Below are 16,278 nucleotides of genomic sequence, written 5' to 3' on the forward strand. Positions count from 1 at the left end.
ATAATAGAATAATGTTCTTTAGAGCCAATAATTCTACGATATATTGTTCTGACGTATGAAAAAAGAAACAACGTTTCCGTCATTCCTTCATATACTCATATCCTAGATGCTCATAGGCTTTACGGGTAGCCACGCGCCCAGTCCGAGTTCGCATGACAAAGCCTTTCTGAATCAGGTAAGGTTCATACATGTCCTCTACTGTTTCACGCTCCTCAGCAATATTGACCGAGAGGGTTCCCAGCCCTACCGGACCGCCACCGTAGACCTCAATCATAGTCTTCAAAATCTTCTGGTCCACATAGTCCAGCCCCTCTTGATCCACATCCAGCATGGAGAGAGCTTGGTCGGTTATCTTATCATCAATCAGGCCATTGCCCATAATCTGCGCGTAGTCCCGCACCCGCTTGAGCAAACGATTGGCAATCCGCGGTGTGCCTCGGCTACGCAGAGCCAGCTCCTTCGCAGCCTTGTGAGTAATATCCATCTCAAAAATCTCTGCCGTCCGCTCGACGATTTCCGTCAAGTCACCAGCTTCATAATACTCCATGTGACCGGTAATCCCAAAGCGAGCCCGCAGAGGATTGGACAGCATGCCTGCCCGAGTGGTCGCCCCAATCAGAGTGAAAGGCGGCAAATCCAGATGGACGCTGCGACTGGTCTCACCTGAGCCAATCATAATGTCGATGTAAAAGTCTTCCATAGCGCTATACAGCACTTCCTCTACCGCCATTGGCAAGCGGTGAATCTCATCTATAAAGAGGACGTCGCCCGGCTCAAGGTCATTTAAGATCGCAACCAAATCACCGGACTTTTCAATCACCGGACCTGAAGTCTGCTTCAGATTAACGCCTAGTTCATTGGCAATGACAAAGGCCATGGTCGTCTTCCCCAGACCCGGAGGGCCAAAAAGCAGGGTGTGGTCCAGCGCCTCATCCCTCAGCTTGGCCGCTTCAATAAAAATCTTCAGTTGGTCCTTGACCTTGTCCTGGCCGATATACTCCTGTAAATACTGGGGACGCAAGGTGCGCTCCACCAATTCCTCATCACCCATTAATTCATTGTCTAAAATTCTACTCATAGAACTATTATATCAGAAAATAAGGCAGAGGAAGCAAATCTAATTCGCGTCTGAACACAAAAAAAGACCACCGGATTGGGTGGCCTTTATGGGAGATTATTATGAAAAAGTTTAGGATTTCTATCAAATAAAGTTAGGAGGTCTTCATTTGATACTCATAGTATACTGCCCCTAACTTAAAGAAACCTTAACTTTGTATAACGTATCCTTTAAAATTTAACATTTGAGTTACAATCCGATAAACATCCTGTCTTATTCTAAAATTTGAGCAAAAAAAGACCACCGGATTGGGTGGCCTTTATGGGAGATTATTATGAAAAAGTTTAGGATTATCAAACAAAGTTAGGGGGCTTCATTTGATAAGAATAAGTATAGCAGCCTTAGCTTAAGAAAAACTTAAAGTAAAATTCAGTTAGCAAAAAAGATTTTGCTTTTGATAGTGGAGCCTTTTTCCTTGCTTAAGATTAGCTACTTATGAAAACATAGTCTCTGAAAACTGGACCAAGAAAAACGGCAGAAGGAGGTACTGCCGTTTTTTGTGCTCTTTCGCGATTGTTTCTTTATAAAGTTGCTGGTACATCAGCAAAATACACCGTCCTGCTGGTAAAAATCTGACCGGCCTTGAGAATGACATCTGACTGCTGGCTGCTGTGAATGGCATCCGGCAGGGCCTGGGCTTCCAGAGCCAAGCCATTATGCTGAATCATAGGCTGGCCGTCAAACTGAACCGAATCATCCACACAATTCGCTGAATAAATCACTAAGCAGGGCGCCTGAGTCTCAATAGTCAGGCGGCGGCCCGATGCTGGATAATAGAGCGTCCCTGCCTGATCTCGGCTTGGGTTTAGAGCAAAAGGATGATCCAAGCCAGATACCAGCTGGATTTGCTCATCGGTCGCATCGAAAATTTCTTTAAGGGAAGCGCCCTTGGTCAGCTTCTTGACAAAGTCACGCTCTGCATCAGCCTTTTTTTCAGGAAGGCCGTCAGCTGCGATAGGATAGACACCACCAGTATTGAGCTGCAGGATATGGTCATCAATGGGCTGATTGAAACGACCTGACAGGTTGAAATAGCTGTGGTTGGTCGGATTGACCAAGGTATCTTGATCTGTCTGGACTTGATAGGAGATTTCCAGCTTGCCCTTCTCTGTCAGGGTATAGGAAATCCAGATTTTCAGATTGCCCGGGAAGCCGCCAGTTCCGTCAGTCCGCTCTGTATAAAAGGTAAGTCCGTCATTACTGACTTCCTCTACTTCAAAAACGCTACTGTCCCAGCCGCTGGATCCACTATGGTTGCAGTTTAAGCCATTATTGGCCTCTAGCTGAAAGGTCTGACCATTCAGATCAAATGTTGCACCAGCAATACGTCCAGCAACTGGACCAATGCTGGCTCCGTGCTTAGGGCTGTTCCCAATATAGTCCTCAAACTGATCAAAGCCAACGACGATATTGTCAAAGTGATTATTTTTATCAGGAGTGACATACTGGATGACGGTCGCTCCGTAGTTCATGACTGTCAGTCGATAACCTCGATCGTTTTCAAAAGTATAAGCCAGAATCTCCTGACCGCCCAGCTTGCCAAAAATGGATTCTCGGTAAGATTTCATACAAAACCTCTTTTATCTATCCTGCTAAAAATCACGAACTTGCCAAGTCCTGTCTTCAAAAGGCAGGTCAAGCTTGTCCACCCAAGACACCGCTGTTTGGCGCAAGACTTGATTAAGATCCTCGATATTCTGACGGCCTGTCTCGTCCAGCCACGCTTGAGCTGCTGCAGCTCCCTCTTGGGCAAAGACTGAGACTGCATCCTTCCAGGTAGCCCGTCCACACAGAACGCCGTTAAACTGTGAGCCCGCTTCATGGGCTAGCCGCAGCGTTTCTTGGAAAAGCTCGGCACTGACACCAGCGCTGAGGAAAATGAAAGGCAAGTGCGTCGCATCTGACTGTTCTTTAAAGAAAGCTCGGGCTTCCGTCACGCTGTAGACTGGCTGAACTCCTTCTTTTGTGAAGCCCTCGACAAAGTTCATATTGACCGGCACTTCAACCTTTAAGACATCTACATGATAGCGGGAATCTGAAAAGAGTTTGACTGCCTCGTTGACCTTATGCGGCTTAAGCTTGGCATAGTTAGCGTCCAAGACACTGTCACTCTTAGCGTCATAGGTCAAAATCTCCAGAAAATAGGGAATATCCTCAGCTAAGCATTCACTGCCCACGCGCTCAACCCAGGCCTGCTTGATATCGTTGATTTCTGGCTTGTCGTCCACATCATAGTAAATCAAGACCTTAACGGCATCTGCGCCCATGTCTCGGATGCGACTAGCTGACCAGTTAGGCAGCAAGTCCGGCAGGCGGCCCTCGGCTGTCGCATCATAGCCGGTCTTCTCGTAGGCCACTATTAGCCCACAGGACGCAGCTCGCAGCTCGGCTGCTGGCAGACCGAACTCCGGATCCAACAGGATGGAGCTGGCATAGGGCGTCAGCTGACTAGAGATTAATTCTTTAAACTGAACCAGAGCTTGGTCACCAGATGGCGCATCTTCTCCGCTGGCCAGCATTTTCTTGAGCGAGCCACGCTGGTCAATGGCCAAAGCCCCGATAATCCCCTGCTCGTTTGATAGTTTTTTCAAATGGCTCACTTTTTTGTGACTGATTTGTAATTTCTCCATAACTTTTCCTTTTCTTACTGCCCAAAAGGGTGAATGATAACTCCCTGTACTACACGATTGACCGTGCCTGTCGGAGACGGTGTATCTGGACGGTTTTTGACCTTGAGCGAGGACAAGAGGGCAAAGAGCTGAGCGTAAACAATGTAAGGGAAGATGCGATAGCTATCTCCCAGAGGCTCTTGGGTACTTAGCACTACTTGCTCGACTCCTTCCAACTGCTCCTCCCGGTCAGTCAGCATCACCAGCCTGCGGACAATCCCGTCACCAGCCACTTCCCGCACCAAATCCAAATCATAAGCCTTGGTATAGGCATCTGCCGAACCAAAGACCAGAACGACGGTGTCTTGGTTAATCAGCGACTTAGGTCCATGCCGGAAACCGACTGGGCTTTCGTACATGGTCGCAATTTGGCCGGCTGTCAACTCTAAAATCTTAAGCTGGGCTTCATGTGCCAAACCAAAGAAAGGCCCTACCCCCAGATAAATGACCCGACTGAAATCCAAATCAACCAGCTGCTGCACATCTGCAACGCGGCCTAAAACATCTTGACTGAGCTGAATCAAAGCCGCAACCTTAGCTTCCTTCTGGTCTAGTTCAGCCCGGTCAAAGACCAAAAGGGCTGTCAGCATCATAGAGCTGAAGCTAGAGGTCATGGCAAAGCCAGCATCATTAGAAGCTTCCGGCTGCAGGAGCAAAAGATTCTTTTCATCACCTTGGGCCTGCTGGGCTAGCTTGCCTTGGACAGCACAAGTAATGGTAATCTGGTACAAGTCATCTACCAACTGCTTGGCCAAGTCCACGGTCGCTACACTTTCTGGGGAATTTCCGCTGCGGGCAAAGGAAACCAGTACCGTCGGTACTTCTCTCTTCAGATGCACCAAGGGGTTGGCCACGATATCTGTCGTTGCAATGGCGTTGAAATTCCATTTGCGCTCATCATAAATCTGCCTAAAATAAGGAGTCAAAGTATCTCCGACATAGGCTGATGAGCCAGCTCCGGAAAAAATGACCTTGATGTAGTCATGTTTGTTCTCGATTTTTTTCAGAAAAGCAGCGATAGCTGTGGCTTGAGCCTTGTAACTGTCAAAGGCTTCCTGCCAAACCTCAGGCTGCTGATAGATTTCTCTCGTTGTGATGTCAGCCCCCAGACGCTGCAATTCTTCCTGTGAATAATCTAACATTCTCTTTCTCATTCCTTTCCATTATTTTGAAAAAAGGGGGAGCGAGACAGAAATCCAGAAAATCCAAGATTTTCGGCTCGCTGTCCCACCCCCGCGACGATGGCTAGGCTTGAAATATGCTTTTAACAAGCTTTTTCAAACCAGACAGCGACTGCATTTTGCAATGCTGAACCATCCATTTCCCTAGGCCAAGAGGCATCTCCCAAATTCCTCTTAGACCAGTATGCTTGAATCATCCACTGTAGTAAATCCTCACCTATCAGCAATCTCCCATCTGCTGACAGCGCAAGGACTTGACCTAACTAGAAGTGATTGTTCAAGCTTTTATTCATCTTCATCATCCATTAGGCCTGCTAGAACATCATTGACCTTAACAATATTCTCTGCTGCCTTGGATGGATAGCTGACTTCTGCTCCAGTCAAAGAAGCGTTAATAAACTCAATGACCATGGGCAGATTGACCCCCGCATAAAGCTCGATATCCTGTCCTTCCATAATGAAACGGCTGACTACATTACAAGGAGTGCCCCCCAAGAGATCCGCAAAGACCAAGTAATCCTCAAAATCTTTGACCGTCTCTAAGAATTTAGCTGCGAAGTCTTCTGGACCTTCCTCCGGAAGTAGGGCTACTGCATGGATGTCTTCCTGAGGCCCCATAATCATTTCCGTAGTTGTTTTCAGCTCTTCACAAAAGCGACCATGACTAACTAAAACTAATTTCTTACTCATAAATCACTCCATTATTCTGGTACTTGTCCCAGCAGGAAGTAGCCGATAGCAGAGAAGCTTACTGCCATGATAATGATAATGAAGATAGCCTTAGTAGAGTTCATTCCTTTCTTGCCCAAGAGCCAGAAGATAAAGCCTGTAAAGACTGCTGGAATCAAACGTGGGAAAATCAGATTCATCATGTCTTGGAAATCAATAGCTTTTTCACCAATCTTCAGCACCCATGAAACTTCAAAGTTAATCATAGTCGCAACAAGAGCTCCAACCATGAAGATACCCAATACAGAAGCCGCTTCAACAAGAGCTGTCAAAGTGCTTTGCATGTTGGTGATGAGGTTGACCCCTTCTTTGTAGGCAAATTCTAACTGTTTCCAACGGAAAATATCATAAGCAACTGCTACAGCAATCCAAAGGAAAATTCCCCAAGGCTGGCCTGCAATAGCCATGGTAGCAGCGATAGATCCCATGATGGCTGGCACAAGAGAGCCAAAGATAGAGTCTCCAAGAGGAGCAAATGGTCCCATAAGACCTGTCTTGATACCATTGACCGCATCTTTTGATTTAACACCGTCTTTTTCTTCCATAGCTAGGTCAAAACCTGCAATAATGGTGTGGAAGAAAGGTGATGTATTGAAGAATTGCGTATGCAATTTCATCATTTCTTTCAATTCTGGTGTGCCGTCTCCGTACATTTTGCGCAGCTGAGGCAAGAGCATGTAGAGATAGCCAGAACCTTGCATCCGCTCGTAGTTCCAGCCTAATTGGAAAGTGAACAAGCTGCGTTTATTGATTTGTTTAAAATCTTCTTTTGTTAATTTATAATTAGAGTTCGTCATCTTCAATTTCCTCACTTTCTGATTTTGTACTAGCAGCTGGAGCAGCAACTACTGTTCTTTGGCTGTATTTGAAATGCTGTACTGCAAGGAAGATACCAAAGATAGCTACACCAATCATAGACAAGCTTTTGAAGTTGTTGGCAAATGTGATTGCAGCATCTTTTGGAAGAGTTCCAACAATACTAGATACAGCCCCACCCAAAGTTTGAATGTTTGAATAAAGCACAGTCAACATAGCCGTCAAGCCAAAACCAAGAGCTAAGTAGTGAAGATTACGTTTAACTGGAAGGTAACGGAGCAAGATAGCAAACCCGAGTCCTGGAAGCATACGACCAGCCAGCGTCAAACCTGCAGCCAACCATTTCACACCAGCAACACCATCTACTATCGCTTGAACAAATGTTCCACCAAATGCCAGAGCCAGAAAGACTGGGAGGGCACGAGACAGAGCCCAAGGAAGTGCACCTAAGAGATAGTTGCGTTCAATACCTTTATAGTCGAAGCGCTCAATTGCTGCATCCACACGGTGCGCGAAATAAGTCGTTGTCATACGGCCCAAGATATCGAAGTAAGTCAGCAAAGTTGCTACCGGTACTGCGATTGTCGCGATAGCCAACTCTGGCTTAATGCCTTGTGCTACGGAAAAGGCTGTCGCAAGAACGGCACCTGATGTCGCATCAATACGAGAAGCTCCACCAAATGTCCCTACACCAAGAACGAACAATTGCAGGCTACCACCAATAAACAAACCGGTCACTGGTTTCCCCATAATCAAGCCAGTAATAAAGCCAGCAAATACAGGGGATCCTGCTGACGAAACGATGGTCAACTCATCACAGATTTGATAAGCTGAGTACAAAGTGAGTAGTAAAATTTGCCACCATTGTATCATAACAATGTCCTCCTAAAATTTTGTCTTATTTTAATAACTTCATGAAATCCTCAACCGGATCGTTGGGAACCATTTGCGCGGTCAGTTTGACTCCTTTTTCGTGCAGCTTGTGAAAGGCTTCAACATCTGCGTCTACCACGTTGATAGAGCGGGTAATGGAGCGAGTTTCATCTGACTGAGACATATTGCCGACGTTCAGCGTTTCCAGCGGAACACCAGCTTCGACCAACCGCAGGAAGCGGTCTGGCTTGCGAGCGACAATCAAGAGTCGCTGCGAATCATACTTTCCAGCCAAGATATTTTCTGCTGCCTTAGCAATCGGCAAGACACTAAGTTTCACACCAGCTGGCGTTGCGAGCTTGAGTCCGCTCTTTTCGATAGCATTTTCAGCTACCTCATCGTCAATCACCATAATGCGTGAAATGTTGAGCTTGGTAGTCCAAAGATTGGCTACCTGTCCATGGATTAAACGTCCATCGATACGTGCACCTACTATTGTCATAGATTTTCCCCCTTTATTGTTTTAAATGTAGGTTGGTTAACTAAGTGAATGGTTTCGCTGTAGATCCCTTCTGTCTCAAAGATAATGATGCGATTGTCGCCTTCTCTGAGCAGGCTGTGCGGGATATAGAGCGATAGGGTCGGTCCGACATTCCAGAAACGGCCAATGCTGACACCATTGACAAAGACGACGCCCTTGCCAAAGTCGGACAGTTCCAGATAAGTATCTTTAAGCGCTTTCATTTTAAAGTCAAAAGCGTAGAAAGCTGGTTGTTTTTCTTGCCACCCTTTTGAAAAGTCTATCTTTTCTGGATGGTCCAGCGGAAGCGGATAATGCTGCCAGTCAAGCAGGAAGTGCAGATCCTTGCAGACACCCGTACGAATGCCCTTCTGTTGGGTATCTGCCAAGAGTTTGTGCCCATAATTGACCCGGCCCATATTTTCCATCAGAATGTCAAGCTGGTGCTCTGCCTTTTTCTGACCGTCCACCATAATATCCTGACCGATTTCTGTCTGGTACTGGGTTGCTATGTGCTGACCGTCCACATAGAGCTGCATACGGTCGCGGCCGTCAATGACACGGAGTCTTTCCTGATCAGCATCCCAACTAGCCCAAGTCCGATAGAGCAGGTAGCCGACATTTTGCCCCAGCTCCTCCATCTTCATCGGATAGAGACTTTCGATAGGCTCTGCCAAGTCAGGCAGGGTCTCAAAGAGACTGACTTTCTGACTGAGCGGAATATTCCTGAGTTCAAAAGACTCTTTCACCAAGGGCTCCATCTGCGGATACTCTGGATAATGCTCTTTCAGCATCCTCTGGACTGCATAGTACTTGTCCGTCGGATTACCACGCTCATCGAGTAGAGCATCGTAGTCATAGGATGTTACCTGTGGCAGGTCAATGACTCCTCTGGCCGAACAGCCGTTCATAAAGCCAAAATTGGTACCGCCATGAAACATATAGAGATTGATTGAGCCCTGCTGGAGCACTTCGTGAACAGCTTGAGCTAGTTCGTCTGGATCTCGCTTGATGATAGGTTCTTTCCAGCGATTGAACCAGCCGTCCCAGAACTCCATACACATGAGCGGCCACTTTTTGCCATGCTCATCAAAGAATTCCTGCATCTGAGCAAAATTGTAATCTGCCTTAGAGCCGAAATTTCCTGTCACAAAGACATCGTCATCAATCAGCGTACCCGCTTGAAGGGTAGCCCGCCAAGGTCCGTCTGAAGTAAAGAACGGACAGGTTACACCTCGCTCCTCCATGAGCTGTCTGATTGCTTTTAAGTAGGCCTTGTCTTCTCCATAAGAACCGTACTCATTTTCCACCTGCATCATGAGGATGTTTCCCCCATTGTCCAGAAGTCTTGGAGTCAGTCGCGGCAGCAGCTCGTCATAATAGCTGGCTACAGCCTGCAGAAAGGCCTCATCTGATGAGCGGATGCGCATATTTTCATTGAGCAGCCAGGCCGGCAGACCACCGAACTCCCACTCCGCGCAGATAAAAGGCGAAGGGCGGATAATGGCATAAAGTCCCAAATCCTGAGCTGTCTGTAAAAATGCCTCAATATCTAAAATCCCTTGGAAGTCAAAGACACCTTTTTGGGGTTCGTGCATATTCCAGGGAAGATAGGTCTCCACCGTATTAAAGCCCAGAGCTTTGAGATTATAAAGGGAATGATACCAATCCTCAGGCTGTACCCGAAAATAGTGAATGGCTCCCGATAAAATCTTAAACTCCCGATCATCCAAACAGAAGGAATGACCAATTTTGAATCTTGCCATCTGATGCTCCCTCAATTATAAAACCGCTTTCATCTCTTGTTAATATTAATATAATAAATTTTTGCATAAATGTCAACATTTTTTTTAAAAATATGTTAAAATCTTAAGTAAGAGAAGTAAAAAAAGAGAGGTGAACAAAATGGCTATTCCAAAATACCAACAAATCAAAGATGAGCTCAAGCAGCAAATCATTTCTGGCAAATTTGAAAATGGCGATAAGTTTTACACAGAGGCTGAGCTGATTCAGATGTTTAATGTCAGCTCCATTACTGTTGTCCGCGCTTTGAATGAACTGGCCAACGATGGCTACATCATCCGCCAGCAAGGCAAGGGAACCTTCGTTTCACGTGCAAGAAAGCACAAGCTGGTGGAATTTTCTGACGTTGAGACCTTCCCTATCCAAAAAGATAAGGTGACTGTTCTCTCCATTAAACGCGGGAATGACCTGAAAATCTTGGATAAGCTAGAACTAGCACCAACACAGTTCTACTATAAGATTGACCGGATCAGACGGACTGGCAATAAAGTCTATATCTATCACCAAACCTATATCCCTGAGCAGTACATCAATCCTAACTATCCAGATATGGACTACTACAGCTCTATCTACAACCGCTTCAAAACTGACTACCACATTCACATGAATGATGAACATTTTGAAGAGACCAACGAAATTGTCTTCCCAACACCAAAAGATGTTGCGAAAGTGTTGGAAGTTGATACCAACTTCCCAACCGTTCATCAGGTAAAAATTACCCAGCTGGAAAGCACAGGACAGATCTTAGAGTACAGCGAAACTTACAAACGCGGTGACTTCTTCAAGATTAAGTTCATTTCCTGCAATCGGGACCACTAAGATTGAAAACGATGGCTTCTAATCGGCTGTCGTTTTTTGTTTCATCTTGTGTACTTATATCTATTATAAGTCTATCTATACCAATTTGCAATCCATTCTAAAAACTTTTGTTCATTAAAAAGCGAATAGTGTCAAAAATTAAACATATACTATAAATTTGTCCTATTTTTAATCAATTTAAAGAAGAAAAAATTAAGAAATACTGGCTATTTCCCTGAAAATTGGTACAAGGATAAAGCAAAAAAGCTGGGATTAAATCCCAGCTTTTTGATATAAAATGTTCCTTATTTTTCAATTGAAGTCGTTTATTAAGTCTTTAGAAAAACGGCTATTTTTTTATTTCTAATTCACGGACCTGAAGCAAAACATTAGGCAAATCTGCCCCAGCCTGAAGAAGGGCAGCAGCCGTATAAGCGCCCTCTACCAAAGGAACATTATTGATAATGATTTCCTTGTCAGAAAAGTCTGCGACCATTTCTAGATTCATCCGAGCCGAACCCAGATCGAAAAAGGCCAAAATAGTGTCCTTGTCATTGGCATCTAAAGCTGCCTGAATCCCTTCAAAGCTGGTCCCAATGCTACCGTCGTCCAACCCGCCCACATAGCTGATGGCCACATCTGCCGCCACCTGCGAAATGAGGTCAAACAAGCCTTGGGCTAGGTTTTTGGAATGGGAAACGATAAGAATGCCAGTATCTGCCATCAGTCTGCCTCCGTTTCTAGAAGAGCCTCAAAGAGGAGACCAGATGAAGCCGAACCGGGATCGATATGACCGATAGAACGCTCACCGACATAGGAAGCCCGCCCCTTGGTCGCCTTCAAATCCTTGGTCGCTTCCACTAGAGAACCAATCTTTTCATGCGTCAATTCTCCAGACTGCAGAGAAAGAGGAATTCCTGACCAGACATCCACCATGGTCTTCTCACCAGGCACAGCCTTGCCCCGCTTCTGAATCATGTCCAGTCCAGCTTGGATGACTCCTGACAAGTCTTTGCCGTCTTTTTCAGCTTTGGCCATGCCCATGAAGGCCGAACCATAAAGAGGCCCGGAAGCACCGCCGACCTTGCTAATCAGCTGCATGGAAACAACCTGAAAAACCTCAGCCGCACTGGCAAAATCCTTAGCAGCTAGACTCTCTACTGCTGCCGCCATTCCCCTGACCATATTGGCACCATGATCGCCATCTCCGATGGGAGTGTCGAGATCAGACAGATAGTCTTTCTGATTCTGGATCTTTTCGTTAAACAACTGCATCCATTTTTTTGCTCTTGCTGCGTCCATAAGCACCTCCTTACCAAGCGGCTGTCGTGACAGGACTGTTGAGAGCTGTCAGCCAGTCTGGCTGATCCAGCTGGATAAAGGTCAGAGAAATCCCTGCCATATCAATGGAAGTCATGTAATTACCCAGCTTTTTATAGACAACTTCGACTCCAGCTTCTGCCAAAAGATTTGCTACATCGGCTGCAAAGACATACTGCTCCATGAGCGGCGTTGCCCCCATACCATTGATGAGGATCCCAATTTTCTTGCCAGATTTGAGCTCAAAGGACTGACTGAGCTTCTCGACCAATTCCTTGGCTAAGTCCTTAGACGGCTGCATCTTTTCCTTGCGATAGCCGGGCTCACCGTGGATGCCAATACCGAACTCTATCTCATCATCAGCCAAAACAAAACCAGGCTTGCCGACTTCCGGTACGGTTGCTCCGCTCAGAGCCAAGCCGACCGTATGGATATTTTTGACCAGCTCGTCAGCTAGAGCCTTGATTTCAGTCAGAGATTTGCCTGCACGCGCCGCATCCCCTAGAATCTTATGGACAAGGATGGTACCAGCCACTCCGCGGCGGCCTTGCGTATAGAGGCTGTCTTCCACTGCGATATCGTCATCTACGACGACACTAGCCACCTCAATCCCTTCCATCTCAGCCATTTCCTGAGCCATTTCAAAGTTCATAATGTCACCGGAATAATTCTTAATCACCATGAAGACCCCAGCACCCTCATCTGCTTCCTTGATAGCCTGCAAGACCTGGTCAGGTGTGGGTGAAGTAAAGACCGCTCCGCAGATAGCAGCCGACAGCATGCCCTCACCGACAAAGCCAGCGTGGGAAGGCTCATGACCACTGCCTCCGCCAGAAATCAGGCCAACTTTACCTGTCTTCTCACTCTTGCGGGCAATGATGTCAAAGCCCTCCACCCGATAAACCAAATCGCTGTGGATATAGGCCAAGCCGTCCAGCATCTCGTCCACAACCGCTGTTGGATCGTTGATAATTTTCTTCATAGGTGTCCTCCGTTTCTCGGCGCTTCTTTATAATTGAACAATTTGCCCTAAAAAGAAAGCGCTATCATTTCAATGTTATTTTAACATTTTATCTTACCGAAAGCAAATTCTGCCACATCCTAGACTAGAAGAAAGCATCAAATTATTTGACAATAAAAAGTAGACAGTGTATACTAAAGATAGATAAGTAGACAGTGTATACTTTAGGAGAAAATGAATGAAACGCAATACTGCCCAGCTGAAAGAACAGCTCATTCAAACGGGGATTGAAGAAATCGGAAAACACGGAATTGAACAGCTCTCGCTCAGGACTGTTGCCAAGGCCTGCGGTGTAACTCACGGCAGCCCTTACCGCCATTTTGAGAGCAAGGAAGGCTACCTCAAGGTGGTTTTGACCCAGCTTTCGCTCTTTCTCAATCAGGAAATCAATGAAAAGATTGATGCGACAGGTTCTGCGCGTGATCAGCTGACCCAGCTTGGTCTTAATTTCATTATTTTTGCCAAGACCTATCCTCATTTTTTCGAAGCTCTCTTTATCAAATTTCCTTTTAAATATATGAAGGTGACTCAGGACACCATTCTCTTGGAGTCTGATCTGCCTGGATTTGATAAATTTAAGGGGCTTGTTTTAAAGCTTCGTAAGGAGGAAAATTTTAGCAATAGCGAAGCGGAAAGTCTTTTTCACTTTTGGAGCTTTATCACGGGTCTAGCCGTTCTGGCTAACAGTCCTATCGGACAAGACCTTGACCCTCAAGCTATCCAAAGTACTATCGAGCACATGCTTGACATTTATATCAAAGGAGAACGATTATGAAAACCTTGATTATTTACACCTACCCCAGCCCAACTGGCTTCAATGCTGCTATTCTCAAAGAAGTTCAAAGCAACCTTTCTAAGAAGCATGAGGTGAAAACCTTGGACTTGTATGCTGAAAATTTTGACCCGATTTTGCGCTTTGACCAAGAGCATAGACGCCGTGACCTGCATAAAGACCCCGAAATGGCCAAATACCGAGATTTGATTACTTGGGCAGACCACCTGATTTTCATTTTCCCTATCTGGTGGAGTGGTATGCCGGCCATTCTCAAAGGCTTTATCGACCGCGTCTTTGCGGCTGACTTTGCCTACTCTTATAAGAAAGTCGGCATGCAAGGCCATCTGCAAGGCAAGTCCGGCTGGATTATCGTCAGCCATAATACACCAAGTTTTGCCCTGCCTTTTGTCCAAGACTACGGCAAAGTGCTTAAAAATCAAATCTTGAAACTTTGCGGTATTTCTCCCGTCAAACTGACAGAGCTCAACGGAGTAGAACGTAAAACAGACCAACAACGCCAAGAAATGCTCAAGAAAATCGGGCAGCTGGCCAGTCAAATTTAAGATAAAGAAAATAGGCACTTCTTACGAAATGCCTATTTTCTTGTTTAATCCAGTCCCACGCGCTTGAAGATTTCATCTACGCGCTTGGTGTAATAAGTTGGATTGAAGATTTCATCAATCTCCTCTTGAGTCAGACGGGAAGTGACTTCTGGGTCCGCTTCGAGCAGAGGCTTGAAGTCCACTTGATTATCCCAAGACTGAGCAGTCTTTGGCTGCACCAAGTCATAAGCCTGCTCCCGCGTCATGCCTTTTTCGATCAAGGTCAACATAGCCCGCTGGCTGAAGATAAGACCAAAGGTTGAGTTCATGTTCCGCTTCATGTTTTCTGGGAAGACGGTCAAGTTCTTGACGATATTGCCAAAGCGGTTAAGCATGTAGTCGATGAGAATGGTCGTGTCCGGAGCGATAATTCGCTCAGCAGATGAGTGGGAAATGTCGCGCTCATGCCAGAGAGAGACATTCTCAAAGGCTGTCACCATGTGACCACGAATAACACGCGCCAGACCAGTCATATTTTCAGAGCCGATTGGATTGCGCTTATGCGGCATAGCTGAAGAACCTTTTTGCCCCTTGGCAAAGAACTCTTCCACCTCGCGCTGCTCAGACTTTTGCAGACCGCGGATTTCAGTCGCCATGCGCTCTATAGAGGTCGCAATCAAGGCTAGAGCTGAGAAGTATTCAGCGTGGAGGTCACGTGGCAGGACTTGAGTCGATATCTCCTGCGGACGGATGCCTAATTTCTCACAGACATAGCTTTCTACAAATGGCGGAATGTTAGCAAAGTTCCCAACCGCACCAGAGATTTTCCCGGCTTCTATACCGGCAGCAGCAATCTCAAAACGCTCAATATTGCGCTTCATTTCGCTGTACCAAGTCGCGAGCTTAAGACCGAAAGTCGTCGGCTCCGCATGCACCCCGTGGGTCCGTCCCATCATGATGGTGAACTTGTGCTCCCGCGCCCGCTCTGCAATGATGTCGGTGAAGCGGCGCAGATCCTCACGAATAATGTCATTGGCCTGCTTGTAGAGGTAGCCGTAGGCCGTATCCACCACATCGGTCGAGGTCAGGCCATAGTGCACCCACTTGCGCTCTTCACCCAGCGTCTCAGAAACCGCACGCGTAAAGGCCACCACATCGTGGCGCGTCTCCTGCTCAATCTCCAAGATGCGGTCAATGTCAAAGCCCGCCTTCTCACGAATCAAGGCCACATCTTCCTTGGGAATCTCACCCAGCTCAGCCCAAGCCTCGTCAGCCAGAATCTCTACCTCCAGCCAAGCCTTGTACTTATTTTCCTCAGTCCAAATGTTCGCCATTTCAGGGCGAGAGTAACGGTTGATCATGTTGTTTCTCCTTAAAAAATTTTTTAATCTAACAAACCAAACATACTAAATGTATTAACAACATATTCCGGCTTGATATAAGGTAAATGAGATTGAATAACGCCACTTGGTAATTTCCCAACTCTAGTAACACCTCTTGCAACCTCATTTAAAATATTCCCAACATCTTCTTCATGATAGTAAATATTATCTGGTTCAATAGGGGGCATAAGAAATTGAAAATCATTTATATCTATGTTCATAAGATTCAAAAATTCTTCGTTTACTTCTAATTCTAGTATAATGTTATATTTTATATCGAATTGCTTCCACAAAGATTTTATTGATCTTTTGTTTTTTTGAACAAAGGAATAGAAATCGTCAATTCCTACAACTTCACCATTAGAATCCATTTGTGCAAAACAAAATACCAATCCATTTAAATGTGTATTATTAAGAGTACAAAATATATTCAAGAAAACATTATAAAGTCCAGCCATTGCAGGAATTTGCTTTAAATATTCACTTTTATCAAAATTAGGAAAATAAATTTTATCATTTCTTAAAGTCTCAAGAACAGTTTTATCTTGAACAGTCCAAAGTCTCATCATTACTCTCCTCTTTAGAGTTTTATTATAGGGGTAGATAATTTATATATATTCTTTATCTTTTATATAATGGTTAAGCCAACGAATATCAATATATCAGAGTTTTAATTTTTAAAAATGAAATTTTTAGATGTAGCCTTATATATTATTCATTTTTTACAATTCT

At 45.4% G+C, this 16,278-nt stretch carries 17 protein-coding genes; 3 read left to right on the forward strand and 14 right to left on the reverse strand.

The features are described from left to right. Nucleotides 1-79 precede the first annotated feature (79 nt). The 9 genes from ruvB to PCY71_RS08995 all read right to left on the reverse strand — a co-directional run bounded on the left by ruvB (nt 80) and on the right by PCY71_RS08995 (nt 9,671). Nucleotides 80-1,078 (reverse strand): Holliday junction branch migration DNA helicase RuvB, encoded by a 999-nt coding sequence (gene ruvB, locus PCY71_RS08955; protein WP_004185068.1) that lies wholly within the window; start codon nt 1,076-1,078, stop codon nt 80-82. A gap of 560 nt (nt 1,079-1,638) precedes the next feature. Beyond that, nucleotides 1,639-2,685 carry an aldose epimerase family protein gene (locus tag PCY71_RS08960; RefSeq protein ID WP_048773654.1) on the reverse strand — a complete coding sequence of 349 codons (1,047 nt, stop codon included), beginning with the start codon at nt 2,683-2,685 and terminating at the stop codon, nt 1,639-1,641. Between the two features lie 24 nt (nt 2,686-2,709). Next, nucleotides 2,710-3,747 carry a tagatose-bisphosphate aldolase gene (lacD, locus tag PCY71_RS08965; RefSeq protein ID WP_048773652.1) on the reverse strand — a complete coding sequence of 346 codons (1,038 nt, stop codon included), beginning with the start codon at nt 3,745-3,747 and terminating at the stop codon, nt 2,710-2,712. A gap of 14 nt (nt 3,748-3,761) precedes the next feature. After that, entirely contained in the window at nt 3,762-4,940 is a 1,179-nt protein-coding gene (locus tag PCY71_RS08970) for an SIS domain-containing protein (RefSeq protein ID WP_075202704.1), read from the reverse strand. Between the two features lie 312 nt (nt 4,941-5,252). After that, nucleotides 5,253-5,657, reverse strand: coding sequence for a PTS sugar transporter subunit IIA (locus tag PCY71_RS08975; RefSeq protein ID WP_002894390.1), 405 nt, complete (start codon nt 5,655-5,657; stop codon nt 5,253-5,255). Nucleotides 5,658-5,668: 11 nt separating this feature from the next. After that, nucleotides 5,669-6,493, reverse strand: a complete 825-nt coding sequence (locus tag PCY71_RS08980; RefSeq protein ID WP_002894388.1) for a PTS system mannose/fructose/sorbose family transporter subunit IID — start codon at nt 6,491-6,493, stop codon at nt 5,669-5,671. Then, on the reverse strand, nt 6,480-7,385 hold the full coding sequence (locus tag PCY71_RS08985; RefSeq protein ID WP_002908421.1) for a PTS mannose/fructose/sorbose/N-acetylgalactosamine transporter subunit IIC: 906 nt from the start codon (nt 7,383-7,385) through the stop codon (nt 6,480-6,482). Before PCY71_RS08985 ends, PCY71_RS08980 begins: the two co-directional genes overlap by 14 nt. Before the next feature lie 25 nt (nt 7,386-7,410). Next, a complete protein-coding gene (locus PCY71_RS08990; RefSeq protein ID WP_002898809.1) occupies nt 7,411-7,887 on the reverse strand; it encodes a PTS system mannose/fructose/N-acetylgalactosamine-transporter subunit IIB in 477 nt (158 codons plus the stop codon). Beyond that, the gene (locus PCY71_RS08995; protein WP_048773647.1) at nt 7,884-9,671 is read right to left on the reverse strand and encodes a beta-galactosidase family protein; all 1,788 of its coding nucleotides are present in this window, start codon (nt 9,669-9,671) and stop codon (nt 7,884-7,886) included. The genes PCY71_RS08990 and PCY71_RS08995 overlap by 4 nt, the downstream gene beginning before the upstream one ends. 139 nt (nt 9,672-9,810) lie before the next feature. Between PCY71_RS08995 and PCY71_RS09000 the strand changes: the two genes are divergently transcribed. After that, the gene (locus PCY71_RS09000; RefSeq protein ID WP_048773645.1) at nt 9,811-10,527 is read left to right on the forward strand and encodes a GntR family transcriptional regulator; all 717 of its coding nucleotides are present in this window, start codon (nt 9,811-9,813) and stop codon (nt 10,525-10,527) included. A gap of 328 nt (nt 10,528-10,855) precedes the next feature. Here PCY71_RS09000 and dhaM read toward each other — a convergent pair whose 3' ends face one another. Genes dhaM through dhaK form a run of 3 tightly spaced genes read right to left on the reverse strand, consistent with a single transcriptional unit; the run spans nt 10,856 to nt 12,808 of the window. Beyond that, nucleotides 10,856-11,230: a dihydroxyacetone kinase phosphoryl donor subunit DhaM gene (dhaM, locus tag PCY71_RS09005; RefSeq protein ID WP_002898815.1), complete on the reverse strand. Its 375-nt coding sequence runs from the start codon at nt 11,228-11,230 to the stop codon at nt 10,856-10,858. Beyond that, a complete protein-coding gene (gene dhaL / locus PCY71_RS09010) occupies nt 11,230-11,808 on the reverse strand; it encodes a dihydroxyacetone kinase subunit DhaL (RefSeq protein WP_002908417.1) in 579 nt (192 codons plus the stop codon). Before dhaL ends, dhaM begins: the two co-directional genes overlap by 1 nt. Nucleotides 11,809-11,818: 10 nt before the next feature. After that, complete coding sequence (gene dhaK, locus PCY71_RS09015) at nt 11,819-12,808, reverse strand: dihydroxyacetone kinase subunit DhaK (RefSeq protein ID WP_002908414.1); 990 nt, start codon at nt 12,806-12,808, stop codon at nt 11,819-11,821. Nucleotides 12,809-13,025: 217 nt separating this feature from the next. On the opposite strand from dhaK, the gene PCY71_RS09020 reads away from it, so the two are divergent. Beyond that, nucleotides 13,026-13,622 carry a TetR/AcrR family transcriptional regulator gene (locus tag PCY71_RS09020; RefSeq protein WP_002908413.1) on the forward strand — a complete coding sequence of 199 codons (597 nt, stop codon included), beginning with the start codon at nt 13,026-13,028 and terminating at the stop codon, nt 13,620-13,622. Beyond that, nucleotides 13,619-14,185 carry an NAD(P)H-dependent oxidoreductase gene (locus PCY71_RS09025; RefSeq protein ID WP_002908412.1) on the forward strand — a complete coding sequence of 189 codons (567 nt, stop codon included), beginning with the start codon at nt 13,619-13,621 and terminating at the stop codon, nt 14,183-14,185. The genes PCY71_RS09020 and PCY71_RS09025 overlap by 4 nt, the downstream gene beginning before the upstream one ends. A gap of 44 nt (nt 14,186-14,229) precedes the next feature. Here the strand turns inward: PCY71_RS09025 and purB are convergent, their stop codons facing one another. Together purB and PCY71_RS09035 are read right to left on the reverse strand one after the other, a co-directional pair. Next, nucleotides 14,230-15,525: an adenylosuccinate lyase gene (gene purB / locus PCY71_RS09030; protein WP_002908411.1), complete on the reverse strand. Its 1,296-nt coding sequence runs from the start codon at nt 15,523-15,525 to the stop codon at nt 14,230-14,232. A 23-nt stretch (nt 15,526-15,548) separates the two neighbouring features. Then, nucleotides 15,549-16,115, reverse strand: coding sequence for a hypothetical protein (locus tag PCY71_RS09035; RefSeq protein ID WP_002908410.1), 567 nt, complete (start codon nt 16,113-16,115; stop codon nt 15,549-15,551). Between the last annotated feature and the right edge of the window lie 163 nt (nt 16,116-16,278).

Source organism: Streptococcus sp. SN3 (assembly GCF_030439905.1).